The organism is Cryptosporangium phraense (genome assembly GCF_006912135.1).
In the GTDB taxonomy this organism is placed as follows: Bacteria; Actinomycetota; Actinomycetes; order Mycobacteriales; family Cryptosporangiaceae; genus Cryptosporangium; species Cryptosporangium phraense.
On the sequence record NZ_VIRS01000037.1, the window covers coordinates 41,621 to 65,882 of the forward strand.

At 72.5% G+C, this 24,262-nt stretch carries 20 protein-coding genes; 7 read left to right on the forward strand and 13 right to left on the reverse strand.

Going from position 1 to position 24,262, the window contains the following annotated elements; all coding sequences use genetic code 11:
• Positions 1 to 2 precede the first annotated feature (2 nt).
• The 8 genes from FL583_RS33795 to eccD form a co-directional block, all read right to left on the reverse strand.
• Positions 3 to 332, reverse strand: coding sequence for a hypothetical protein (locus FL583_RS33795; protein ID WP_142708960.1), 330 nt, complete (start codon positions 330 to 332; stop codon positions 3 to 5).
• Complete coding sequence (locus tag FL583_RS33800) at positions 325 to 768, reverse strand: YbaB/EbfC family nucleoid-associated protein (protein ID WP_142708961.1); 444 nt, start codon at positions 766 to 768, stop codon at positions 325 to 327. Before FL583_RS33800 ends, FL583_RS33795 begins: the two co-directional genes overlap by 8 nt.
• Complete coding sequence (locus FL583_RS40525) at positions 765 to 3,866, reverse strand: beta strand repeat-containing protein (protein ID WP_170324007.1); 3,102 nt, start codon at positions 3,864 to 3,866, stop codon at positions 765 to 767. The genes FL583_RS33800 and FL583_RS40525 overlap by 4 nt, the downstream gene beginning before the upstream one ends.
• 57 nt (positions 3,867 to 3,923) lie before the next feature.
• On the reverse strand, positions 3,924 to 4,310 hold the full coding sequence (locus FL583_RS33810; RefSeq protein ID WP_142708962.1) for a hypothetical protein: 387 nt from the start codon (positions 4,308 to 4,310) through the stop codon (positions 3,924 to 3,926).
• Between the two features lie 65 nt (positions 4,311 to 4,375).
• Complete coding sequence (locus FL583_RS33815; protein ID WP_142708963.1) at positions 4,376 to 4,663, reverse strand: WXG100 family type VII secretion target; 288 nt, start codon at positions 4,661 to 4,663, stop codon at positions 4,376 to 4,378.
• Between the two features lie 15 nt (positions 4,664 to 4,678).
• Entirely contained in the window at positions 4,679 to 4,996 is a 318-nt protein-coding gene (locus FL583_RS33820) for a WXG100 family type VII secretion target (RefSeq protein WP_142708964.1), read from the reverse strand.
• 70 nt (positions 4,997 to 5,066) lie between these two features.
• Positions 5,067 to 6,455, reverse strand: a complete 1,389-nt coding sequence (gene eccB, locus FL583_RS33825) for a type VII secretion protein EccB (protein WP_240746904.1) — start codon at positions 6,453 to 6,455, stop codon at positions 5,067 to 5,069.
• Positions 6,456 to 6,464: 9 nt separating this feature from the next.
• Positions 6,465 to 7,829 carry a type VII secretion integral membrane protein EccD gene (eccD, locus tag FL583_RS33830; protein ID WP_170324008.1) on the reverse strand — a complete coding sequence of 455 codons (1,365 nt, stop codon included), beginning with the start codon at positions 7,827 to 7,829 and terminating at the stop codon, positions 6,465 to 6,467.
• A gap of 157 nt (positions 7,830 to 7,986) precedes the next feature.
• On the opposite strand from eccD, the gene eccCa reads away from it, so the two are divergent.
• Genes eccCa through FL583_RS33845 form a run of 3 tightly spaced genes read left to right on the forward strand, consistent with a single transcriptional unit; the run spans position 7,987 to position 13,660 of the window.
• A complete protein-coding gene (gene eccCa, locus FL583_RS33835; protein ID WP_142708967.1) occupies positions 7,987 to 11,958 on the forward strand; it encodes a type VII secretion protein EccCa in 3,972 nt (1,323 codons plus the stop codon).
• Positions 11,955 to 13,118, forward strand: coding sequence for a S8 family serine peptidase (locus FL583_RS33840; RefSeq protein WP_142708968.1), 1,164 nt, complete (start codon positions 11,955 to 11,957; stop codon positions 13,116 to 13,118). The genes eccCa and FL583_RS33840 overlap by 4 nt, the downstream gene beginning before the upstream one ends.
• Complete coding sequence (locus FL583_RS33845) at positions 13,118 to 13,660, forward strand: DUF3421 domain-containing protein (RefSeq protein ID WP_142708969.1); 543 nt, start codon at positions 13,118 to 13,120, stop codon at positions 13,658 to 13,660. Before FL583_RS33840 ends, FL583_RS33845 begins: the two co-directional genes overlap by 1 nt.
• Here the strand turns inward: FL583_RS33845 and FL583_RS33850 are convergent.
• Positions 13,629 to 15,086, reverse strand: a complete 1,458-nt coding sequence (locus tag FL583_RS33850) for a GGDEF domain-containing protein (protein ID WP_142708970.1) — start codon at positions 15,084 to 15,086, stop codon at positions 13,629 to 13,631. The genes FL583_RS33845 and FL583_RS33850 overlap by 32 nt on opposite strands.
• Positions 15,087 to 15,117: 31 nt before the next feature.
• A complete protein-coding gene (locus FL583_RS33855; RefSeq protein WP_142708971.1) occupies positions 15,118 to 15,774 on the reverse strand; it encodes a FadR/GntR family transcriptional regulator in 657 nt (218 codons plus the stop codon).
• A 70-nt stretch (positions 15,775 to 15,844) separates the two neighbouring features.
• Between FL583_RS33855 and FL583_RS33860 the strand changes: the two genes are divergently transcribed.
• Together FL583_RS33860 and FL583_RS33865 are read left to right on the forward strand one after the other, a co-directional pair.
• The gene (locus FL583_RS33860; RefSeq protein ID WP_142708972.1) at positions 15,845 to 17,239 is read left to right on the forward strand and encodes a sialate:H+ symport family MFS transporter; all 1,395 of its coding nucleotides are present in this window, start codon (positions 15,845 to 15,847) and stop codon (positions 17,237 to 17,239) included.
• A complete protein-coding gene (locus tag FL583_RS33865) occupies positions 17,236 to 18,159 on the forward strand; it encodes a dihydrodipicolinate synthase family protein (RefSeq protein WP_142708973.1) in 924 nt (307 codons plus the stop codon). Before FL583_RS33860 ends, FL583_RS33865 begins: the two co-directional genes overlap by 4 nt.
• Here the strand turns inward: FL583_RS33865 and FL583_RS33870 are convergent.
• Positions 18,133 to 19,560: an MFS transporter gene (locus FL583_RS33870; RefSeq protein ID WP_142708974.1), complete on the reverse strand. Its 1,428-nt coding sequence runs from the start codon at positions 19,558 to 19,560 to the stop codon at positions 18,133 to 18,135. The genes FL583_RS33865 and FL583_RS33870 overlap by 27 nt on opposite strands.
• A gap of 91 nt (positions 19,561 to 19,651) precedes the next feature.
• On the opposite strand from FL583_RS33870, the gene FL583_RS33875 reads away from it, so the two are divergent.
• Positions 19,652 to 20,320, forward strand: coding sequence for a TetR/AcrR family transcriptional regulator (locus FL583_RS33875; protein WP_142708975.1), 669 nt, complete (start codon positions 19,652 to 19,654; stop codon positions 20,318 to 20,320).
• Here the strand turns inward: FL583_RS33875 and FL583_RS33880 are convergent.
• Together FL583_RS33880 and FL583_RS33885 are read right to left on the reverse strand one after the other, a co-directional pair.
• Entirely contained in the window at positions 20,283 to 22,046 is a 1,764-nt protein-coding gene (locus tag FL583_RS33880) for a sensor histidine kinase (protein ID WP_142708976.1), read from the reverse strand. The two genes, FL583_RS33875 and FL583_RS33880, sit on opposite strands and share 38 nt — an antisense overlap.
• Before the next feature lie 50 nt (positions 22,047 to 22,096).
• Complete coding sequence (locus tag FL583_RS33885) at positions 22,097 to 23,560, reverse strand: MDR family MFS transporter (RefSeq protein WP_142708977.1); 1,464 nt, start codon at positions 23,558 to 23,560, stop codon at positions 22,097 to 22,099.
• A gap of 77 nt (positions 23,561 to 23,637) precedes the next feature.
• Between FL583_RS33885 and FL583_RS33890 the strand changes: the two genes are divergently transcribed.
• A complete protein-coding gene (locus tag FL583_RS33890; RefSeq protein ID WP_240746903.1) occupies positions 23,638 to 24,225 on the forward strand; it encodes a TetR family transcriptional regulator in 588 nt (195 codons plus the stop codon).
• Positions 24,226 to 24,262 lie beyond the last annotated feature (37 nt).

The window sequence follows — 24,262 nt, forward strand, 5'->3', positions numbered from 1 at the left end:
ACCTAGTGCTTGCCGCCGCGAGTGATCTCGGTCGCGTCATGGTCGGCGCCGCCGGTCACGTCGCCGACGTCGCTGGTGAGCAGGCCGTGCCCCTCCAGCAACGAGGCGACCTGCCCCAGGAACTCGACGCCGGCCTTGGCCCCCGGCACGTAGTTTTTCAGCAGCGACTCGGTGATGTCGCCGCCGGTCCCGAGCGCCCGCCCCTGGTAGGCGTTGAGCGTCGTGACGAGGTCGTGCTGGATGCGCTCGTTGATGCCGGCCAGCTTGGTGATGTCGACGCCGGCCTTCTTGAGCTCCTCCGGGTCCGCCCCGAAGCTCCCTGAGTCAGCCACGCTGGTCTCCGTCCTTCTCGCCCGCGACGAAGCCGTCGTCGCCCGGGAACATCGGCTGCTTCGCCTTCTCGACCGCCTCGTCGAACATCGCGTCGAAGTCGAACCCGCCCTCGGTGCTGAGGTCGGGCATGATGCCGGGCAGCAGACCGGCGAACGCCGCGGTCGCGGCCGCGGCCGCGTCGGTCTGCGCCTGGGCGACGACCTCGACGATCTTGTTGGCGAGCTCGGCCGGGGCCAGGTCCCGGTACCGGTCGCCGCGCAGCTTCAGGCCGATCAGCCGGCCCTGCGAGTTCACCGTCGCCTCGATCATCTTGTCCTTCGAGGACGCGGTGGCCTCGGCGGTGGCCAGCGCGTGCCCGGCCGCCTTGATCTTGGCCTGCTGTGCGCGCAGCTCGGCCAGCGCGTTCTCGGCGTCGTACCGAAGTGGGTCGCTCATGCTTCGCCTCCAGCCGTCCGGGTGTCCCGGCGCCGGACCGGGCCCACCAGCGGCGTGTCGACCTCGCCGGAGGTGTCGGCCGGCCCGACGTCGGCGTAGTCGTCCTCGTCGTCGGCGCGGCCGATGACCGCGGGACCGACCTTGGGGTCGGTCCCCCAGACCTTCTCGTCCTCGGCCAGCCAGGTCTGACGCTCGCGGTCGCGGCCGTTGCCATTCAGGCCGCCCATGCCCCCCATCCCACCCATTCCGCCCATCATCGGCGGGAAGAACGGGGTGCCGGCCGAGCCGGCGGCCGGGCTCAGCGCGGCCGCTCCGGAGCCGCCGCCGGTGGTCAGACCGGTAGAGACGGGCGAGCCGCCGGACGAGCCCGGCAGCCCGCCTCCCGGCACACCGGAGCCGCTGCCGACGCCCCCGACGCTTCCGACCCCCGGACCGCCGCCGCCGGGCGCGCCGCCCCCGCCCGTCGACCCACCGCCCAGCGGGACGTCGGTGCCGTCGGGCAGCGTCACCGTGCCGTCGCCGCCCACCGCCGTGCCGTCCGGCAGGGTCGTGCCGTCGGCGCCGACCACCGTGCCGTCGGGCAGCGTCGTGGTGCCGTCCGCGCCGACCGTCGTGCCGTCGGGCAGCGTCACCGAGCCGTCGCCACCGACGACCGTGCCGTCGGGCAGCGTCGTGCCGTCGCCGGCGTCGCCGACCGAGCCGTCGCCGTAGGTGATGGTGCCGTCGTCGATCTTCGTGCCGTCCGGCAGCGTGACCTGGCCGTCCGGCGTGATGGTGGTGCCGTTCGCCAGACGGGCGCCACCGTCGTCGGGCAGGAACGTCCCGTCGGCCAGCGTCGTCCCGGAGTCGTCCACCGCTGAACCGTCGGCGAACGTCGAGAGCGTGTCGCCGGACGAGCCGCCGATCGTGCCGTCGCCGTCGATCGTGGTGCCGTCGGCCAGCGTGGTGTTCCCGTCGGCGTCGATCGTCGTGCCGTCGGGCAGCGTCACCTTGCCGTCCGGGCCGATCGTCGTGCCGTCGGGCAGCGTCGTGTCCTGGCCCGGCGGGACGGTCGTGCCGTCGGGGTAGGTGATCGAGCCGTCGTCGCCGACCACCGTGCCGTCGGGCAGCGTGGTGCTGCCGTCGTCGATGACCGTGCCGTCGGGCAGCGTGATCTTGCCGTCGTCGGTGATCGTCGTGCCGTCGGCCAGCGTCGTGGTCCCGTCGTCGCCGACCGTCGCGCCGGGTGGCAGGTCGGTCGTGCCGTCGCCGCCGCCGATCGACCCGTCGCCGGGCGCGTCGATCGTGCCGTCGGTGCCGGTCGAGCCGTCGCCGGGCTGGTCGGTGGTGCCGTCCGGGTACGTGATGTTGCCGTTGCTGTCGATCGTGGTGCCGTCGGGCAGGGTCGTCGTCCCGTCCGGGTTGATCGTCGTGCCGTCCGGCAGCGTCGTCGTGCTGCCGGTCGGGACCTTCGTCCCGTCGGGCAGCGTCACGCTGCCGTCGTCGATCGTCGTGCCGTCCGGGAGCTGGATCTCGCCGTCGCCGCCGACGGTGGTGCCGTCCGCGAGCGTCGTGCTGCCGTCCGGGTTCTGCTTGCTGTTCGACGCCGAGTTGCCCGTGCCGCCGATGAACCCGCTGGTCGTCGGCGGGATGACCGGGCCGTTCCCGTTGCCGGTCCCGGCCGAACCGTCTCCGGGCCCGCCGTCGATGTTGACGTCGCCGCTGCCCGGAACGTCGGTCGCGCTGAACGTGTTGGCGTCGCCGCCGCCCCCCGAGCCGTCCCCGGCCGAACCGTCGCCCGGTCCGCCGTCGATGTTGACGTCGCCGCTGCCGGGGTTGTTGTTGTTCCCGCCGCCCCCGCCGCCGCCCTGGCCGTCTCCGCCGCCGGCGGAACCGTCATCCGGCCCACCGTCGATGTTGACGTCACCGCTGCCGGGGTTGTTGTTGTTCCCGCCGCCCCCGCCGCCGCCCTGACCGTCTCCGCCGCCGCCTCCGGTCTGGCCGTCTCCGCCACCCGGGGGCGGGTGCTCCTCCAGGTACTTCTTCCACCAGTCGTCGTCACCGCCGCCGGGGCCGCCGTCGCCGTCGTCCGGGCCCTTGACCGGATCGCTGGTGTAGGGCACCGGGGCCGGCTTGTTCGGCTCGAGCAGCGTCATGACCTGCCCGTTGAACGTCGAGAACGAGTTGTTGAGGTCGGTGATCGCCGACCGGACGGCCTCGGAGTCGAAGTGCTTCTCCCAGATCTTCGTCCACTCGTCGGTGACCCACTGGTTCATCTGCTGCCAGGGCCCGGACGTCATCAGGTTGCCGCTGAACGTCCGCGAACCGGTGAGCCCGCCGTTGACCGTGCCGGTGTAGGTCGCGAGCTTGGCTTCGATCTCCTCGTCGCTCCAGTGGTTGTCGCCGCTCGGCGACTTCCCCATCGGCGCGATCATGCCGGCGTTCTTGAGGTAGTCGTACGCGGTGTCGCGGGCCGCGATCGCCAGGTTGATCGGGTCGCTGTTCGGCTCGGCCCGGAACCCGTTCAGTGCCGCGGCCATCTTCACCTGGTAGTTGATGATCGCGTTGCGCAGGTTGAACAGGAGCGTCGAGGGGGTCGGCGCGGTCGTGAGCTGGTCGAGCAGGTCCTTCAGGTAGGTGGCGTCCTGGCCGACGAGCCCGCCGATCACGTACGCGGCCTTGCCCTTGAAGTCCTTGTTCGTCGAGGTCAGCTCTTTGTGCTTGGCCTCGAAGGACGCGTTGACCAGCGTCAACCACCCGGTGAGGTAGTCGAACGAGTTCTTCGTCCTGGTCAGCGACTTCGTGTCGACGCCGCCGGAGATCCACTCGGCGCCCTGGACCGAGAAGAGCGACGTGCCGAGCTTGTCGATCTCGTTGCTCACCGAGGTGCGGACGTCCTTCGGGTCCCGCTTCAGCGTGTAGAACCAGGTGCCGGCGTACTTGTAGTAGCCGAACGTCTCACCGGGGTCGGTGTCGGTCTTGCCGCCCGCGAAGTTGATCCACTCCGCACCCTTGACCAGGCCCCGCACGTCCACTTCGGCCTGGCCGGTCAGCGCCGCGAAGACCTGCTCGGTCTTCGCGGTCGACAGATCGCCGTAGCTGCCGCCCGATTCGGGCACGGTTCCTCCTCGATGCTTGCTGCGGACGCCCGACCCCAACCGGGCGGCGCTACGGTCCTACTTCTTCGGCGGACGACCGACCGTGTTGGTCTCGCCCAGGTATCCCTGGATGAACTCCTGGGCGGAGTAGTTCGCCAGGTCGTCGGTCTCGTCGAAGACGTCCCGGGCGCCGGTGAGCTTCACCGCGAAGTCCCCGTACTGCGCCTCGAGCTTCTTGTACTGGGCGTTGAAGCCGGTGGCCAGCGCCTTCACCTTGGTCGTCGCCGACTGGGCGAGGTCCCAGCCCGTCGAACCCGGCTTGAAGACGAGCGACTCGTCGAGCCGCGGCCCGTTCGTCGAATCGTGCATCAGGTCGCGAACGATCGCGTCGGAGTAGTCGTCGTAGTACTTGATGAGCTTGTCGTAGTCCCCGGCCTTGAACGCGAGCTGCTTGTCGTCAGCCACGTCGGGTCTCCTCTCGCACGCGCCGGTGACCGGGCAGGGGCCCGGTCACCCGCGTTTCGTGGAAGTCAGTTGAAGATGCGCGCCGCGGTCAGGTCGCCGTCGTCGTAGATGTCGGTGACCTGGTTGACGGTGGCCGCACCGACGTTCAGGTCGGTCGCCATCTCGGTGTAGTTGCCGTTCCAGGTCGCCTGCTGGTCCTGCCAGAGCGGCTTGGCCTTACCTTCGACCTCGGTGTCGACGGTGGCGAGAACCGCGTTCAGGTCGTCGAGCGCGTTCGACAGCGTCGTGAAGCGCGACTTGAGCGACTCGTACGCCTCACGCGCCGGGCCGTAGAGGACGTTGAACTCTGCCATGGGTCTGCCCCCTTCTCAGATGCTGTAGCCGCTGACCGGCACGCGGCCGGTGCTGGTGGCGTCGGCGTCGGTGCTCTCACCGGTGGACCGCACGCCGGTCACCTTCTCCTTCAGCTCTTCCAGCGCCCGGATGATGTTCTGGAAGTTGCTCGTCCAGTCCAGGAACCCGGTCTGCAGGTTCTGACCGGACGTCGACTGCAGGCCCTGGCGGACGATGTCCGCGTCGGCCTGCACGCCGTTGCTGGCCGCGGTGATCTTGCTGTACGCCGTCTGCTGGGCGTCGATGACCTTGGCCAGGTGGGCCGGGTCGAGCTTGAAGCTCGTTTCCGCCATCGTTCACTCCTTGGCTTTCGTAGGTGCGATGCCGTGACTTCTTGCGTGTCCGGACCGGCGACGCCGGTCGTCAGTCACCTCCGTCGGCGAGGGGACGCAGGACCGGCCCGGTCGGCAGCAGTGCCAACAGGGCAGGCGGCACACCGGTCGCCGCGGCCGGGTCGTAGCCCAGCGCGGTGACCGTGTCGGCGTCGGCCACCGGGTATTTGACGCCCGCCTCGGTGACCAGGAAGAACGCCGCTCCGAGCGAGGCACCGGTGGGGCTCGACCGCACCAGCGCGCCGCTGTTCGGCATCGCGCCGATCCGGTCGGCCACCCGGCCGTCCCGGGTGACGCCGGGCGCCTCCGGGACACCGCGGGCCTCGAACTGCGAGGTCTCGACGAGGAGCGCGGCCGAGCCGGTCGTCCCCGAGCCCAGCGCGATGCCGACGCACGGCAGCATCTCGCCGACCATCGCCGGCGGCTTGGGCGGGAACACCGTCGACTCGGCCGAGGCCGGGACCTTCTTCGCCCCGGTGAGCGCGGCCGTCGTGAGGATGCGCGCGGTCGGCGGCTCGTCCGGATAGGCGCCCCTGGTCGCCGGGTCGCCGAGCACGAGCGCGGCCTCGGTCGCCGTCAGCGGACGCAACCCGTCGCGGAACAGCTGGTAGAAGCGGTCGGCGCTGCCCGGGGTGTGGACGACGAACAGCTGCCCGACGATCGTCTGCTGGCCGTCCAGGTCCGGTCCCGGCTCACCCCGCCCCGGCATCGCGGCGGTGATCAGCGCCGGTCCCGCGGTCAACGTGTTGAGCAGCGACGAGCTGACGTCCACCGCGCTGGCGCTGTCGAACCCGAGCGCACCGGCCACCCACGGTGCGCCGAGCTCGTACCGGTGGTCCCGCCACAGCAGGTAGTCGGCGTTCCCGACCCGCACCAGCTCGCCCCGGTCGGCCGGCATCGGACGCACGTCCGAGCCGAGGTCGTTCCCGGCGCCGAGCCGCAGGGCCAGCACGTCGCCGGCCTCGCACACCATCCACACGTTCGCGTTCAGCCCGGACGGCGAGGGAAGCGCGTCCGGCGCGCCGACGATGCCGACCGGCAGACCGTGGACGTAGCCGGCCAGCGTCTTCTTCTTCACCGACTCGACCTGGTAGTCGGCGCCGAGCAGCAGGCGCGCCGAGGCCTCGTTGAGCACCGGCCGGAGCTCGCCGTCGACCAGCACGTACCGGGTGCCGGTCTCTTTCTCCAGCACCACCGCGCCGCCGGACCGCCACTTCTGGGCCTTGCCGGAGTTGGCCACGAACCCGAACGCCGCGAACCCCAGCGCGACCAGGACCGCGATCGCGATCCCGATCAGCAGCCCCACCGACGTGCGTCGCAGCGGCGGCTCGGCCGCGTCGGGCTCGGCCAGCACGAGGGCCGACACCAGCCGGTTCGACAGGAACCGGTGGGCCTGCACCTGGTCGCTGCGGGAGTGCATGGTCAACGGTCAGCCACCGAGCCCGCGGAGGTACGTGTAGACGCCGAGCAGGCCGAACGCGATCGGCACGACCGCGACGGCCAGGATCGTGTGCAGGATCTCGGCCGACCGGCCCCACTGCGGGGCGAACCGCCGTCCGGGCACCGTGATCGCCGCGGTGACGATCAGCGCCACGAGCACCACCGACGCCCCGGGCGCGATCAGCCGGCCGGTCTCGCCGCCGTCCACCGCGCCCGCCACCGCGAGCGCCAGCAGGCCGAACGAGCCGGCCAGCGCACCGGACAGCCGCTGCCGGGCGCTCCGCAGCACCCGGGCGTGCAGCAGCAACAGCAGCGACGCCACCGCGACCAGGGCCCACGGATACCAGCCGACGCCGTCCACCAGCATCGTCCCGAGCGCGGCCGCGCAGACCACGGCCAGCCCGGCGTAGAGCGCGGTCATGATCCGGTCGGCCCTGGCCGTCTTCTCGATCACCTCGCGGGCCGGCTCCGGGTCGAGACCCTCCTGGAACTCCTCGGTGGTCCGGGGCAGTTCGGGCATCTTCATGCCGGAGCTGCGGAACGCGATCCGTGGCACGAACGACCCCAGGATCAGCGCCAGCACCAGCGTCACGGTGGCGCCGCCGGCGGCGCCCGACGGCACCCCGATGGCCACCCCGGCGCCGATCGCGATCAGGGCCCCGGCGACCGCGGTCGAGACCAGCTCCGGGCCGGACACGCCACCGGCCGCGGCCGTCGTCAGCGCGCAGAGCGCCGCCAGCGTGGCCGCGGCCAGCGTCTGCGGTGCGCCGATCAGCGTGCCGTCGGCGATCGCCGGGAGCAGCAGCCCGGCCAGGGCCGCGTACGTCACCGCGGCGACGCCGAGCAGGCGGGCGGCCTGCTTGTCGCCCACCGCCCTGGCCGCCGCGGCCACGCCGCCCACCAGCACCAGCGCGGTGACGCCGGCCGCGACCGTGCGCCAGAGCTCGGCGCCCGGCAGCAGCAGCGCGAACGCCCCGACGGCCAGCGCGGGCAGGACGACCGCGAGCAGCATCCGCCGGGTGTGCTCCGGCCGCCACTGCTCGCTGCGGTCCCGGATGCCGACCGCGACGCCGTCCACCAGGTCGTCGAAGTCGACGGGCGCGAGCGCGTCGTCCCGGGGGCGGAGGCAGATGATGTCGCCGTCGCGCAGCCCGAGCGCGGCCGTGCCCAGGTCCTCGTCGAGCGGGTCCTCGCCGAGCCGTTGCAGCACCCAGCCGCCGTGGGCCAGGCCGCTGACGGCCAGGCTCGCGTCGAGGTGCCCCAGGACGGTCGGCAGCAGGTCGACGAGTGCGATGTGGACGGGTACCGCGAGCTCGATCTGGGTCGTCGGGCCGACGATCGTCAGCCTGCACATCTCGCCAGTGAGCGGACCGGCAGCGCCTGACATGGGTTCCACACGGACGAACGGCCGAAAAGGTTCACACGAATCCGTACGAGTTCCTGTGATCCTTTTGGGGCCGTCATCCGTGTGGGTGCGTCGGGTCGTGACGTCCCACCCGGAAGGACCGCCTGTGAGCACGACGCTCTACCGTCGGCAGCCCCGCCAGCAGCCACCGGAGATGCCCGCGGGTGAGCTGACGCTGCAAGAGCCCCCGGTGCTCCCGGAGAAGCAGCCGCGGAACATGGGCCGGATGGTCATGTTCCTGCCGATGACCCTCGGCTCGGTCGTGATGATGCTCGCCTACAGCGGACGCGGCGGCAACCCGATCATGTACGCCGCGATGGGCCTGATGGGCGTCGGCATGGTGCTCATGATGATGATGCAGGGCCAGGGCAGCGGGGACCAGAAGGCCAAGCTCCGCGGCGACCGCCGCGACTACCTGCGCTACCTGGGCCAGACGCGGGTGAAGGTGCGCGAGCACGCGCTGGCCCAGCGGGCCGCGCTGGCCTGGAACCACCCGGACCCGGCGTCGCTCTGGTCGGTGACGATGAGCGGCCGGCTGTGGGAGCGCCGGCCCGCGCACCAGGACTTCGCCGAGGTGCGGTTCGGCGTCGGGCCGCAGAAGCTCGCGGTGACGATCACGCCGATGCAGACGAAGCCGGTCGAGGACCTGGAGCCGCTCTCGGCCCGCGCGCTGCGCCGCTTCATCCGGGCCTACACGACGATCAACGACCAGCCGGTCGCGCTGTCGCTGCGCGGGTTCGCCCAGGTGCTCCTGCGCGGCGACGAGACCACGGCCCGGGGCCTGACCAGGGCGCTGCTCGCCCAGATGGCGACGTTCCACTCCCCCGACGAGCTCCGCATCGCGGTCTGCACGACGTCGATGGACGCCTGGGACTGGATCAAGTGGCTGCCGCACTCGCAGGACCCGGCCGTCCAGGACGCGGCCGGCTCGATCCGACTGGTCGCCGACGACCCGGACGTGCTGATCAGCCGGCTCGGCGAGGAGTTCGGCGCCCGGGCCCGGTACGAGTCCGGCGCGATGCCCACCCGGGACGAGCCGTACGTCGTGATCGTGCTCGACGGGGTCGTGGTGCCGCGCGAGTCCCGGCTGGCCGGCGCCGGCTTCCAGAACGCGGTGGTGCTCGACGTCTCCGGCGCGCTGCCGATCGGGCCGGGCCGGACGACGCTGCGGCTGGACGTCACGCCGACCCGGGTGCAGGCGGTGCGGTTCGACCGGGTCGGCACCGAGATCCGCCAGGAACTGGGCGACCCCGACACGCTCGCGATTCCCAAGGCGTCCGCGCTGGCCCGGCTGATGGCGCCCTACCGGCTGGGCGTGACGACCGAGATCGTCGAGCCGATGGTCACGAACTTCGACCTCGGCACGCTGCTCAACGTCCCCGACGTCGGCACGTTCGAGGCTCGTCGCACGTGGCTGACCGGGCTCAGCCCGGACCGCCTACGGGTGCCGATCGGCATCGCCGAGGACGGCCGCCGGATCGAGCTGGACATCAAGGAGTCGGCGCAGGGCGGCATGGGCCCGCACGGGCTGCTCATCGGCGCGACCGGTTCCGGCAAGTCCGAGCTGCTCCGGACGCTGGTGCTGGCGCTGGCGATGACCCACTCGTCGGAGATCCTCAACCTGGTGCTCGTCGACTTCAAGGGCGGCGCCACGTTCCTCGGCCTCGACCAGCTGCCGCACACGTCGGCCGTCATCACGAACCTGGCCGACGAGGCCTCGCTGGTCACCCGTATGCAGGACGCCCTGCAGGGCGAGATGACCCGCCGCCAGGAGCTGCTGCGCCGGGCCGGCAACTACAGCTCGCTGCTCGACTACGAGCGGGCGCGTCTGTCCGGCGTCCCGCTGGACCCGCTGCCCTCGTTGTTCGTCGTCGTCGACGAGTTCAGCGAGCTGCTCGCCACCCACCCCGACTTCGCCGAGCTGTTCATCATGATCGGCCGGCTCGGCCGCTCGCTCGGCGTCCACCTGCTCCTGGCGTCCCAGCGTCTCGACGAGGGCCGGATGCACCGCCTGGAGAGCCACCTCTCCTACCGGATCGGCCTGCGGACGTTCTCCGCGATGGAATCGCGCTCGGTCATCGGTGTCCCCGACGCCTACGAGTTGCCCACCGCCCCGGGCAACGGGTATCTGCGGGCCGACGTCACGTCGCTGATCCGGTTCAAGGCGGCGTACGTGTCCGGCGCGTACCGGCCGCGCACGATCGAGCAGCAGCAGGAGGAGATCAGCCGGCAGGTCGTGGCCTACCAGGCCGCACCGGCCGAGATCACCCAGGTGCCCAAGGAGACCGAGCCGACCGCGATCGTCCCGGCCGACGACCACACCGACAGCATCCTGAAGGTCGCGGTCTCCCGGCTGATCGGCCAGGGGCCGCCCGCGCACCGGGTCTGGCTGCCCCCGCTGGAGGCACCGGCCACTCTGGACCAGATCCTGCCCGCACTGATGCCCGACGACCACTTCGGCCTCACCCCGGCCGACTGGCCCGGACGGGGCCGGCTGGTCGTGCCGGTGGGGATCGTCGACAAGCCGTTCGACCAGCTGCGCGATCTGTTGATGGTGGACCTGTCCGGCCCCGGTGGCCACGTCGGCATCGGCGGCGGGACCCAGTCGGGCAAGAGCACGCTGCTGCGGACGCTGATCTGCGCGCTCGCGCTCACCCACACCCCGCGCGAGGTGCAGTTCTACTGCCTCGACTTCGGCGGCGGCTCGCTGACGACGCTGGCCGAGCTGCCGCACGTCGGCGGTGTCTCGGGCCGGATGGACCCGGAGCGGGTCAGCCGGACGATCGCCGAGGTCAAGACGATCCAGCAGGAGCGCGAGGAGAAGTTCGCGCTGCACGGCATCGAGGGCATGCCCGACTACCGGCGCCGCCGCGCCCAGGGCGAGTTCGCCGACGACCCGTTCGGCGACGTGTTCCTGGTCGTCGACGGGTGGGGGCTGCTGCGCCAGGACTTCGAGGAGATCGACCCGCAGATCCGCCAGATCGCCGCCCGGGGCCTGGCCTACGGCGTGCACGTGATCATCGCCGCGAACCGCTGGTCGGAGATCTACAGCGGCCTGCGCGACCAGCTCGGCACGAAGCTCGAGCTGAAGCTGGGCGACGCGATCGACTCGATGATCGACATGCGGGCGGCCAAGACCGTTCCGCAGATCCCCGGCCGCGGCCTCACCAAGGACCGGCTGCACTACCTGGCCGCGGTCCCCCGGATCGACGGCTACAGCACGGTCGACGGCCTCGCCGACGCCACCCGGATGCTGGCCTTCGACGTCGCCGACAGCTGGGACGGCCCGCCCGCCCCGCCGGTCCGGATGCTGCCGGCCGTCGTCGAGGTGCGCGAGATGCCCGCGGCCACGCCGGGCAGGAACGGGTCGCTGCGGATCCCGCTCGGGCTCGGCGAGACCGATCTCCAGCCGGTCTGGCACGACTTCGGCGAGCTCCCGCACCTGACGATCCTGGGCGACACCGAGTCCGGCAAGACGAACGCGCTGCGCCTGATCGCCCGGGCGCTGATCGAGAACTACACCCCGGCCGAGGCCCGGGTCCTGGTGCTGGACTCCCGGCGCGGGCTGTTCGACAGCATCCCGGCCGAGTACCGGGTCGGGTACGCGGTCTCGGCCGCGGCCGCCGCCGAGGAGGGCGCCCGGGCCGCGGCCACCGTGCGGCCGCGGGTGCCGGGCTCGGAGATCACCCCGGAGCGCCTGCGCCGGCGGGACTGGTGGACCGGCGCCGACCTGTGGGTGCTGGCCGACGACTACGACCTGCTCTCGTCCGGCTCCAGCGGTCCGCTGCAGTCGCTGGTCGACCTGCTCCCCCAGGCCGCCGACATCGGGTTGCACGTCGTGCTGGCCCGGGCCGCGGCCGGGTCGTCCCGGTTGTCGATCGACCCGGTCGTCCGGCGGCTGCAGGAGGCGAACACGCCCGACCTCGCGCTGTCCTGCCCGCCCACCGAGTTGCCGCTGCTCAACGGCTCGCGCCCGCGTCAGCTGCCGCCTGGACGAGCGCTGCTGGTCAACCGGCGCGGTGGGACGCTCCTGCAGACCGCGATGGTGCCGGTGTCCGAGCCGCTGGTGGCCGTGTGAAGCGGGTCGTCGCCGCCCTGTTGGCCGGTTTCGTGCTGGTCGGCGCGTCGCCGGCGGCGGCCGAGTCGGGGGCGGGCGAGCTCCCGACGGTCACCGGCAGCGACTGCGTCCCGGACTCGCCGCGGACGGTGACCGACCTGCCCTGGGCCCAGCAGTGGCTGATGCCGTCGGCGGCCTGGACCCTCACCCGCGGGAAGGGCGTCACGGTCGCGGTGGTGGACGGCGGAGTCGGCTCGCCGGCCTCGCTCCGCCAGGGGGCGGTGAAGAACCCGGGGAAGGACTGCACCGGGCACGGGACGCTGCTGGCCAGCCTCGTCGCCGGCCGCAAGGCCGGGCTGGTCGCGTTCTCCGGCGTCGCTCCGGCGGCGACGATCCTCAGCGTCAAGGTCACGACGTCGTCGCCCGGTTCGGGGCCGCCGATGGCCACGCCGAGCACGCTGGCCGGCGCGATCCGGTCGGCGGTGTCCGGCGGCGCGAAGGTGGTGCTGCTGGGCGCGGTGTCGACCACGCCGTCGAAGACGCTGGCCGACGCGGTGAAGGCCGCCGTCCGCGCGAATGTGCTGATCGTGGCCGGGGTCGGGACGGTCTCGGGGTCGGGCTCGAAGCTCGCCGAGTCCTATCCGTCCGCCTACCCGGGCGTGGTCGGCGTCGCCGCGATGCAGATGACCGGCGAGGTCGCCAGCTTCTCGGCCTACAGCGACGACGTCGACGTGATGGCGCCGGGCGTCGGGGTGGTGGGCGCGGCGCCGAGCGGCTCCGGGCACTACGTCACCGACGGCACCGCGGTCGCGGCCGCGTTCGTGGCCGGCACCGCCGCGCTCGTCCGCTCGTACCGGCCCGATCTCGACGTCGCCGCCGTGACCGAGCGGCTCGAGCTCACCGCCGCTCCGTCGCCGGCCAAGGGTCGGCACGCCGCGATGGGCTTCGGCGTCGTCGACCCCGCGGCCGCCGTCGCCTACGAGCTGCCCCCGACCGCGGGGAAGACCGACGCCCCGGCTATGGTCGTCCGGGCGTCGGCGGACCGGCCGACGCTGCCCGACCGGGACGCCGACCTCATCGCGCTGGTGGTCGCGGTGGCCGGCCTCGGGGTCGCGGCGGTGGCCGGGTTCGTGGCCCTGATCGTCCGGCGCGGCCGGGCCCGGCGCTGGCGGGCGCCCTGATGGCGTATCGGTGGGTGCGGGCCACCAAGGGGTCGGTGCCGCCGAACGCGGCTCCGCACGGCCGCGAGTCCGACGGCAAGCCGCTGTGGGTGTGCCGCGCCGCGATCAACGGCGGCCTCTACCCGGGCAAGGTCCGGCCGGCCTTCGGCGCGGCCAACGTCGGGTGGAACTCCTCCGAGATCAAGGTCGCCGAGTACGAGGTCCTGGCGGATGCCGGACGCTGGACGACCGCGAGCGGCGGTGACATCCCGGACGACGCCGAGCCGTTCGGCCGGGAGGGCGACGGCGAGCGGCTGTACGTCGTGCGGGCGGTGCTCAACGGCGGGCAGCACCTCGGCTACCTCCGGCCCGGGCTGCGGGCCGCGCTGGTGCCGTGGGGTGGCCGCAACCTGGAGGTCCGGTCCTACCAGGTGCTCACCGTGGCGACCCGTAGGCCCGTCGCCGACGTCCTCCCGGCCGCCGTCTCCGGCGTCGACCTGCCCACGTTCACCCCGGCCCCGGGCGCCACCGTCAGCGAGAGGACACACCGACCGGCATGGTGACCCCGCTCTTGTGGCGGTACATGTCGGCGTCCGCGGCGGCCAGCATCGAGTCGACGTCCGGCGCCTCGAAGTCACCGGCCGTGGACACCCCGACGCTGGCCCCCACGGTCAGCAGTTCACCCTTCCACGGCACCGGGTCGGCCCCGAGGTTCTTCAGGCGCAGGCCGAGCGCCTCGGCCTCGGCCTGCGTCTCCAGGCATTCGACCAGCACCACGAACTCGTCGCCGCCGAGCCGGGCCGCGACGTCGCCGACCCGGAGCTCGGACTGGAGCCGGCTGGCCATCTCCATCAGCACCGCGTCGCCGGCCGCGTGCCCGTACCGGTCGTTGATCTGCTTGAACCCGTTGAGGTCGAGGTAGAACAGCACCGGCCCGTAGGCGCGCGACGGACCGGTCAGGGCCAGGTCCAGCACCGTCCGCAGCGACTGCCGGTTGGCCAGCCCGGTGAGCTGGTCGTGGTGCGCCTGGTGGGCCAGCGCCGCCCGGCTCGCCTCCTGCTCCCGCACGACGAACAGGAAGCGCACCAGCACCAGCGACGTCAGCATCACGATCGACACGCAGAGCGAGATCCGGCTGATCGTCGTCGTGAACGAGTTGAACCCGTCGAACAACGGCATCGCGGCCAGCGCGATGCCGAGGAAGAGCACCCGGGCCGGGTGCAGCCGCTGCGCCGACGGCGCGCGGGCCTCGGCCAGGCCGGCCGCGCCGGGGTGGAGCACCGCCCCGACGAACAGGCTGTTGGCCACCAGCAGGACGCCGTCCAGGCGGTCGGCCTGCACGGCCCGGGACAGCCCCTCGAACACCACCGGGAGCATCGAGATGAGCACGTCGCCGACCAGCGTCACGGTCAGCGCGCCGACCAGGTACACGGTCGGCCCGCTCTTCGGGCCGGGCGCCATGACCAGGATCAGGACGACCGCGAACAGCACCACGTCACCCAACGGGTAGATCGCGCCGAACAGCGACGCCAGCGTCAGCCGCTGGTCGACGGCCGCCGGCAGTATCAGGAACTGCCAGCACAGCCAGGCCATCACCGTCGACATGGCCAGCGCGTCGAGGATGGCCTCGCGCAACCGGCCGGACGTACGCAGCCGCACCAGGTGGATCAGCCCGACGGCCAGCAGCGGATAGCCCCCGATCCACAGCGCGTCGGACGGGCTGACGTCGCCGCGCGGCCCGAGCAGCAGCGTCAGCAGGTCGTAGAGCAGGTCGCCGACGAGCCAGATCGTGAGCGCGCCGACGATCAGCCCGTAGCCGGTCCGGGCCGGCCCCGGAATCGTCCGCAGCCGCGCCCAGCCCAGGCCGACGACGAGGCTGAACCCGACCAGGTAGGAGATGTGCCCGAACGCGCTGCCCGGCCGGAAGGCAGCGGGCAGTCCGCACGCAACGGCGACCGCCGGCGCGAGCCAGGCGGGCACACGTCTCATGCCTGGCTCATCGGCCCTGCGCCGGAAGAACTTACTGCGACCGGGCCAAACGCTCCCGAACCTCGTCGAAGTGGCGCCGGACGGCATCCTCGACGGCCGCGCCGTCGCCGGTGAGCAGCGCGTCGATGATCCGCTCGTGGCGCTGGGCCAGCGCGGCCGCGGTCTCCGAGCGCTCCCCGATCGACGGCTCGGCGTTCGCGTAGGCCCGCCAGAACACGCCGATCAGGTCCTTGGCCAGCGCATTACCGGCCGCTTCGCAGAGGATCTGGTGGAACCGGCGGTCGGCGTCGGCCGAGTCGGGCGCGCCCGCGGCCATCGTCGCCACGCAGGCGCGCAGCTCAGCGACCGTGTCGGGCGACGGGGTCACCCGCCGGGCCAGCCCCGCCTCCAGTAACTCCCGGACGTCGAGCAGGTCGGCCAGCGTGTCGACCGATCGGGCCCGGAACGTCAGCCAGGGGAGCAGGGCCTCCGCGCTGGCCGGCGCGACGAACGTCCCGTAGCCGTGGCGCACCTCGACGATGCCCTGGGCCTGCAGCGCCTTGATCGCCTCGCGCAGCGGACCGCGGCTGGTCTGCAGGTCGGCCGTGAGCTGGGCCTCGGTGGGCAGCGGGGCGCCCGGCGCAAGGTTTTGCTCGGTGATCAGGCCGACGATCGCGTCGGCCAGCTCGGCACTGCGGGAAGGACGCACCTGTTGCCCCCAAAGACGATGTGGTACCACTGTAGTACGTAGGACGTCCTACAATCTCCGGGAGACGGCGATGTCACCTACCAAGCTCAGCGAGTTAGACCCCGGGCAACGACGAGCATTCATCGCCGCCTGGTTCGGCTACCTGCTCGACGGCTTCGACTTCATACTGATCACGCTCGTCCTCACCGAGATCAGCCAGACGTTCGACCTGAGCCTCCCGGTGGCGGCCACGCTGGTCAGCGCCGCATTCGTGTCCCGCTGGTTCGGCGGGCTGGCCCTGGGCGCGCTCGGCGACCGGTTCGGCCGCAAGCCCGCGATGATCACGTCGATCCTGCTGTTCGCGGCGGGCAGCCTGCTCTGCGGCCTGTCCTGGGACTACTGGTCGCTGTTCGCGTTCCGGGCGATCGTCGGCCTCGGCATGGCCGGCGAGTACGGGTCGAGCACGACGTTCGTGATGGAGTCCTGGCCCCGGGCGCTACGCAACCGCGCGACCGGGTTCCTGCTCTCGGCCTATCCGCTGGGCGGGATCCTGGCCGCCCGCGCCTACGCGCTGATCGTTCCGCACACGTCGTGGCGCTGGCTGTTCGTGCTCGGCGCCGTCCCCGCGCTGTTCGCGCTCTACCTGCGGCGCAGCCTGCCCGAGGCGCACGAGTGGGAGCAGAACCGGCCCACCGAGAAGAGCAGTGCCGCGGTGCTGCTGGGCGGCCAGCGCACCCCGCTCACGCTGCTGGTCAGCGCGCTGATCGGCGTCTCGCTGGTGTTGCTGTTCAGCGGCCACGCCGGGCCGTTCTACCCGCTGCTGATCCTCGTCGTCATCGCCGGGTTCGTCACGTTCGCGGTGCAGCTGTCGGGCCGGCTGTGGCCGATGGCCGTCGGCCTGATGGCCGTCGTCTTCTGCGCGTTCCTGGCCTCCTGGCCGATCCAGTCGCTGCTGCCGACCTACCTCAAGACCGAGCTCCACTACGACGCCGGGCAGGTCGCCAACGCGCTGACCTGGGCCGGGCTGGGTTACGCGGTCGGCTCGATCGTCGCGGGCAGCCTCGGCGACCGGTTCGGCACCCGGACCACCTACTCGATCGGGCTGCTGATCGCCGCGGTGCTCGTCTTCCCGGCGTTCGCGCTGGACGGTGCCCACATCGTGTTCGTCTGGATCCTGCTGTTCGCGCTGCAGGCCACCGGGCAGGGCGCGTCCGGGCTGCTGCCGAAGTTCATCGGCGACCACTACCCGGTCCGCATCCGGGCCGCCGGGCTCGGTTTCACGTACAACGTCGGCGCGCTCGGCGGGGCGGTCGCTCCGCTGGCCGGCGCGCGGGTGGCCGACTCGCTGGGGCTCGGGCACGCGATGGCGCTGCTCGCCTGCGTCCTGGCCGTGGTGACCGCGGTTTTGGTCGCGTTCGACGTGCCCCGCCGCCTGGCCCGCCCGGCTCCGGAAGACTCCCCCGTTCTGGAGAAGGAGGCGGTATGAAGCTCTCCGGTGTCATCCCTCCGGTCTGCACCCCCCGCGGGGCCGACGGCGCGCTGGACCGCGCGTCCCTGTCCCGGCTCTGTCACCACCTGGTGGACGACGGGGTGAGCGGCCTGTTCGTCGGCGGCTCCTCCGGAGAAACCGCGTTGTTGGACGCGTCGACGCGGCTGGCCGCCCTCGATGTCGCGGTCGAGGCGGCGGCCGGCCGGGTGCCGGTGCTGTACGGGGTGATCGAGACCGGCACGGCCCGGGTGCTCGAGGCCGCCCGTCCGGCGGCGGCGCACGGGGCGGCGGCGATCGTCGCGACCGTGCCGTTCTACGTGGCTCCGCACCCGGCCGAGATCCTGGCCCACTTCGAGGCGCTGGCCGGCGGTGAGCTGCCGGTCGTGGCCTACGATATTCCCTCGGCCACGCACGTGCGGCTGGAGCCGGCCGTCTCGATCGCGCTGGCCCGGGAGGGGTACGCGATCGGGCTCAAGGATTCCAGCGGCGACCTGGCCGGTATGCGGTCCGTGGTGAACGCGGTCCGCGACCTGCCGTTCTCGGTGCTCACGGGCTCGGAGACGATGGCCGACATCGCGCTCGACCTGGGTGCGGACGGGATCGTGCCCGGCCTGGGCAACGTCGACCCGGCCGGGTACGTGCGGCTGTACTCCGCGGCCCGGGCCGGTGACCGGGTGGCGGCCGCCGCCGAGCAGGCCCGGTTGACGAAGCTGTTCGGCATCGTCGACGTCGCCGACCGCACCCGCATCGGGTTCACCGCGGGTGCGCTCGGCGCGTTCAAGGAGGCGCTCGCCTACCAGGGCTGGATCGACTCCCCGTCGATGTGGCCCCCGCTCGGCGCGCTGGACGACGTCGAGAAGAAGGCCGTCCGCGAGCTGGTGGCGCAGGCCTCAGGCCGCGGCGGCGGCCTCGGCTAGCTGCTCGGCGTCCGGGACCAGCTGCGGCGAGCTCAGCGCGATGACCAGGTTGACGCCGGCGAAGACGGCGGCCACCAGCAGACCGCGGTGGAAGCCCTCGACCAGCGCGTTCACCGGATCGCCGCCGCCCGCCACCAGGTCGGTGACCCGCGAGGTGGAGATCGTCGTGATGATCGCCAGCCCGAGCGCGCCGCCGACCTGGTAGCCGGCGGTCACCACGCCGGAGGCCGCACCCGCGTCGTCGTGCTGCACGTCCGCGACCGCGGCGATCTGCGCCGGGATGCTGACGAACATGATGCCGACGCCGAACAGCAGGAAACCGGGCAGCAGATCGGTCGCGTAGCTGCCGGTCGCCCCGGCCTGGGTGAGCAGCCACAGCCCGGCCACGCTCACCACCGCGCCGACGAGCATCACCGGCCGGGTGCCGATCCGGGCCACCAGCTGGGAGGCGCCGACCGCGGCCACGATCGCGGCCACACCCATCGGCAGGAACTCGAAGCCGGTCTCCAGCGCCGACAGGCCGCGCACCTGCTGCAGGAAGATCGCGGTCAGGAAGAACATGGCCAGGAACGCGGCGCCGTTCAGCGCGAGCACGGCGGTGGCGGTGCTCATGCCTCGGGAGCGGAACAGCCGCATCGGCACCAGCGGAGCCGCGCTCCGGCGCTCGACCACGACGAACGCGGCCAGCAGGACGACGGCCGCGACCAGCGAACCGATCACCTCACCGGAACTCCAGCCGAGCGGCTCGGCCCGGATGACGCCGAAGATCAGCGCCAGCACGCCGCCGGTGGCCAGCACGGCGCCGGCCGCGTCGAACGTGCGCGGGCCCTCGGTCTCGACCTTGCTCTCGCGGATGATGCCCGGCGTGACCGCGATCAGCACGGCCGCGATCGGCACGTTGACGAAGAAGACCCACTCCCAGCCGGCGCTGTCGACGAGCACGCCGCCGGCGATGACACCGAGCGTGCCGCCCAGGCCGGCCAGACCACCCCAGATGCCGAGCGCGATGTTGCGCTCGCGGCCGTGCGCGAACGTGACCGTGAGGATCGAGAGCGCGGCCGGGGAGAGCAGCGCGCCGCCCAGCCCCTGCACGGCCCGGACCGCGATCAGGACCTCCTGGGACTGCGCGAGCCCGCCGCCCAGCGACGCCACCGCGAACAGCGCCAGGCCGACGACGAACAGCCGCCGACGCCCGAGCAGGTCGGCTGCCCGGCCGCCGAGCAGCAGGAACCCGCCGAAGACCAGCGTGTAGGCGCTGATCACCCACTGCAGGTTGTCGGGGGTGAAAGCCAGGTCTTTCTGGATGTCGGGGAGCGCGACGTTAACGATCGTCACGTCCAGAACCACCATGAATTGAGCCAGGGCCAGCACCGCAAGGGTGGCCCACGGGCTGCGTCGCATGTCGTCTGCCTGTCTCTTGGATGTACGCAGTACATGTACGTCGTATAGGAACCGCTGACAGGCAAACATGTACGTCGTATAGTTGTCAACCATGGCGAGGAGACGCAGCGACGAACGGCTCAGCCGGGAACGGATCGTGGAGTGCGCGATCGCGCTGGCCGACGCCGAGGGCCTGGAGGCGGTCACGATCCGGCGGCTGGCTCAGGACCAGGGCGTCACGCCGATGGCCCTGTACTGGCACTTCAAAGACAAGGAGCTGTTGCTCGACGGCATCGCCGAGCGGCTGCTCTCCGACGTCGTGCTGCCGCCCGCCTCGGACGAACCCTGGCCCGAGCAGCTGCGCGCGGTGCTGTCGGCTCTCCTCGTCGTGCTCGACGCCCACCCGGCGGTCGCCAACCTCGTCGAGATGCGGGTGCTGCTCTCGGACCGGGGCATGGAGATCGCCGAGCACACGCTGGGCATCCTGCGCGGGGCCGGATTCGGCCCGGAGCAGGCGGCCCAGCTGTCCGGCCACGCGCTGCAGTCGATCATCTCGATGGTGACGCGCAAGCCCGGGCTGATGGTGGGCGAGGACCCGGCCCGGCGCGAGGAGCTGCTCCGCGAGAAGAAGGCCGCGTTCGCCGCGCTGTCGCCGGAGCGCTTCCCGAACGTGGTGGCCTCGGCCGACGCGTTCACGGTCTGCGGCGACGAACCCGCCTACTTCGAGCTCGGGCTCGACCTGTTCATCGCGGGCGTGCGGGGTGTCCGACCGGCAGCGTGATGGCCAGCCGGGTGCCGGCACCCGGGTGGCTCTCGAGCGTGGTGGTGCCGTGCAGGGCCCGGATCCGGGCGTCGATGCCGGCCAGCCCGCCGCCGGGCACGACCCGGGCCCCGCCCGGTCCGTCGTCGGCGACCGTGCCGTGCAGCCAGCCGTCGGCCTCGGTGACGTCGACCCGGACGTGCGCGCCCGGGGCGTACTTGGCGACGTTCGTCAGCCCCTCGCACAGCGCGAAGTACGTCGTCGCCTCGACCGCGGGCGGCTTGCGCCGGGCGTCCACGGTGAACCGGACGGCCAGGCCGAGGCGGGCGGCGACCTCGTCCAACGCCGGGCCCAGACCGTCGGTGCGCAGTACCGGAGGGCGCAGGCCGAGGGCCAGCGCCTCCAGGTCGCCGATCGTGGCGATCACCTCGTCCCGGCAGGAGGCGGCGGCCGACCGGGGCGGGTCCGGCAGGCCGGCGTCGGCCAGCCGGCCGAGGTGGTCGGCCAGCGCGGTCAGGCGCCGCTGCGCGCCGGCCCGCAGGTCGTTCGCCAGCCGCAGACGCTCCGCGGTCTCGCGCTCCCCCACCCGGGCCTGGGCGGCCAGGACCTGTTCGAGCTGGGCCGTGGCCACGGCCTGCAGTTGCGCGGTCAGCAGGGCCTGGCTGCCCGCCCGGAGCACCGCGTCGACCATCCCCGGACGCCGTCGCAGGCCGTCGTCGAGGTCGACCAGCGCCAGCGGCTGACGCTCGTCGGTGCGGGCCTCGACCCACCAGCGGCCGGTGTCGGTCCGTTCCGGCCGCACCCGGCCCGCGCGGTCGACGTAGCCCTGCTCGGCCGGGACCCAGAACAGCAGCTCGAGCCCCGGGTCGCGTAACGCGGTCGCCAGCGCGTCCCGCACCGTGACGACCGAGGTCGTCGCCGACGTCATCCGCACCACCCGGTGGGGCGCGTCGACCTCGCGCCAGCGTTCGCGCAGCGCTCCGGAGAGCAGCGCCAGCGGCACCGCGGTGGCGACGCCGGTCAGCACGACGTAGAACGACAGCAGCGCGTCGAGCTCGGTCCAGGCGTCGGAGTGGGTCGTGAGGACGCCGGCGATCACCCCGAAGATGCCGGTGACCAGCAGCACCGGGAGCACCGACGGCCGGTCGAGCGCGGACAGCCGGCGGGCCCGGCGGACCAGCAGCACGACGAACCAGGCGGCCAGCACCACCTGACCGGCGATGACGACCTGGATCGCCCGGTCGAACACCCAGCGCTCCGACGCGAGGTTCGGCCAGACCACGTCCGGGTGCAGGCCGTTCCACTCCGGACGCGAGACCAGCGCGACGACGAACTGCCCGCCCAGGAGCACGACCGCGGAGTACAGCACCCAGCCGCGCTCGGCCCGCCCGGTCAGGCGTCCGCCCGGGAACAGCAGGACGGCCGAGCCGGCCAGCAGGTAGAACGCGCCCTGGGCGTAGAACGAGAGCTGCGGCCAGAGGCCGCGGTTCCAGGAGACGGTCCAGGCCAGCGAGCCGCAGACCGCGGCGGCCAGCAGCAGGACGCCGACCCGGCGGCGGCCGTCGCCGGCGTCGACCAGCAGCCCGCCGGCCGCACCGAAACCCGCGCTGAGCGCGCAGGTGAGCGCGGCCGCGGCGAGGTGGGAGGACCAGTACGGCGCGCCGCAGACGAACGTGAGCAGGCCGACCACCAGCCCGAGGAACGCGGCTCGCCCGGCCTGGCCGGGGACGTTTCCGACGGCGCCCACGTCCAGATGTTACGGAGCGCCGGGCCGGCCCGTTGACCCCCGTCCAACGGTCAGTGGACGGGCGCGTGCTCCCCGTCGACCGGGGCGGTGCGCCGGACCAGCAGGGCCGCGGCCACCGCGACCAGCGAGACGATGCCGCCGGCGACGAACGCGGCCCGGACGCCGTCGGCGGTCGCGGACGCCTGGGACACGCCCCCGACCAGCTCGGACGCGGTCGTCCGGGACAGGACCGTGATGAACAGCGCGGTGCCGGCCGCGCCCGCGAGCTGCTGCAGCGTGCTGAGCACCGCGCTGCCGTGGCCGTACAGGTCGGTGGGCAGGCTGCCCAGCGCGGACGTCATCAGCGGCGTCACCATCAGCGCCAGCGCGGACATCAGCATGACGTGCAGCAGCACGACGACCGCGAGCGCGGTGGTGGGGCCGACGGTGGCCAGCAGCCACAGCGCGCCGCTGAGCACGACCGCGCCCGGGACGACGAGCGGCCGCGGCCCGAACCGGTCGAAGAGCCGCCCGACCAGCGGCGACAACGCGCCCATGGCCAGGCCGCCCGGCAGTACCAGCAGGCCGGCCGCCAGCGTGCTGACGTCCCGGACGGTCTGCAGGTAGATCGGCATCAGGATCAGGCCGCCGAACAGCGCCACGAACCCGGCCAGCGTGACGAACGTCGAGATCGTGAAGTCGCGGCGGGCGAAGACCCGCAGGTTCAGCAGCGGGCTGTCCTGCAGTGCGTACTGACGCCATCCGAACAGGCCGAGCGAGACCAGACCGACGACCACCGGGACCCACGGCGCGACCGGGGTGTGGCCGTCGCCCTCGCCCAGGCTGGAGAGCCCGTAGATCAGGCCGCCGAAGCCGACCGCGGACAGCAGCAGTGACAGCACGTCGAGGCGCGCGGGCTTCGGCGTCGTCACGTTGCGGACCTTCAACGCGCCCAGCACCAGGGTGAACACCGCGATCGGCAGCACGACGAGGAACAGCCACCGCCAGCTCATACGGGACAGGACCAGCCCGGACACGGTCGGCCCGACCGCCGGCGCGACCGAGATGACGATCGAGATCACGCCCATCACCCGGCCGCGGTGGCTCGGCGCGATGAGGTTCATCGCGGTCGTGATCAGCAGCGGCAGCATCACGCCGGTGCCCATCGCCTGGACGACCCGGCCGGCCAGCAGCACCGGGAAGCCGGGGGCGATCGCCGCGATCAGCGTGCCGGTGCTGAACAGCGTCATCGCCGCGATGTAGATCTGCCGGACGCTGAAGCGCTCCATGATGAAGCCGGTCGCCGGGATGACGACGGCCATCGTGAGCAGGAAGCCGGTCGTCACCCACTGGCCGGTGGCGGCCGAGATGTTCAGGTCACGCATGAGGTGCGGCAGGGCCAGCGACATCACGGTCTCGTTGAAGATCACGACGAACGTCGAGGTGAGCAGCAGCGCGATGAGCGTGCGGTCGGAGCGGCTCAACGCCTGGTCGCCGACGTCGGGGGTGGTCGTGATGTCGGCTGTGGTAGCCAAGAAACTCTCCTCGGGGCTGATCTCGTTTCAGCTTAGTGGCAGTCACTGCCAAATCGGCATTGACTAACATCGGGGGCGTGACTGACATCACCGGCCTGCGCGAGCGTCGGCGCCTGGCCACCTCGGCGGAGATCGAGGCGGCCGCGTTCGCGCTCTTCGAGCAGCGCGGGTCGGAACACACCACGGTCGACGACATCGCGGCCGCGGCCGGGGTGTCGCCCCGCACGTTCTTCCGCTACTTCCCGACCAAGGAAGACGCGGTTCTCGGCGTCAAGCGCGCGTTCTTCGAAACCGTGAGCGAGTCGTTCGCCCGCGGCCTCGACCTGGCCGGGGCCACCGCCGAGGCGCTGGCCGAGTTCAGTGCGGGCGACAGCGTCCCGCTGCGCCGGATGATGCAGCTCCGATGCCTGTGCAAGGTCGACGACAACCTGCGGCAGGCGTCGTTGGTGCTCGACTCCGAGCAGTGCCGGCTCCGGCAGGAGGAGGTCGCCGCGGCCGGCGGGGCCCAGGCGGCGCTGCGGGCTCGCATCGCGGTCGAGACGTTGACCGTGGTGCTGAATGCGGCTCTGGACGAATGGGCGACGCGTCGGGTGGCCGGCGAGCCGGCCGACCTGGTCGATGTCTTCCGCATCACGTGCGCCCTACAGCGCCAACTCTGCCCGTAGCCGCGCGGCCGGGCGGGGTGGGCGGGCCGGGCGGGCT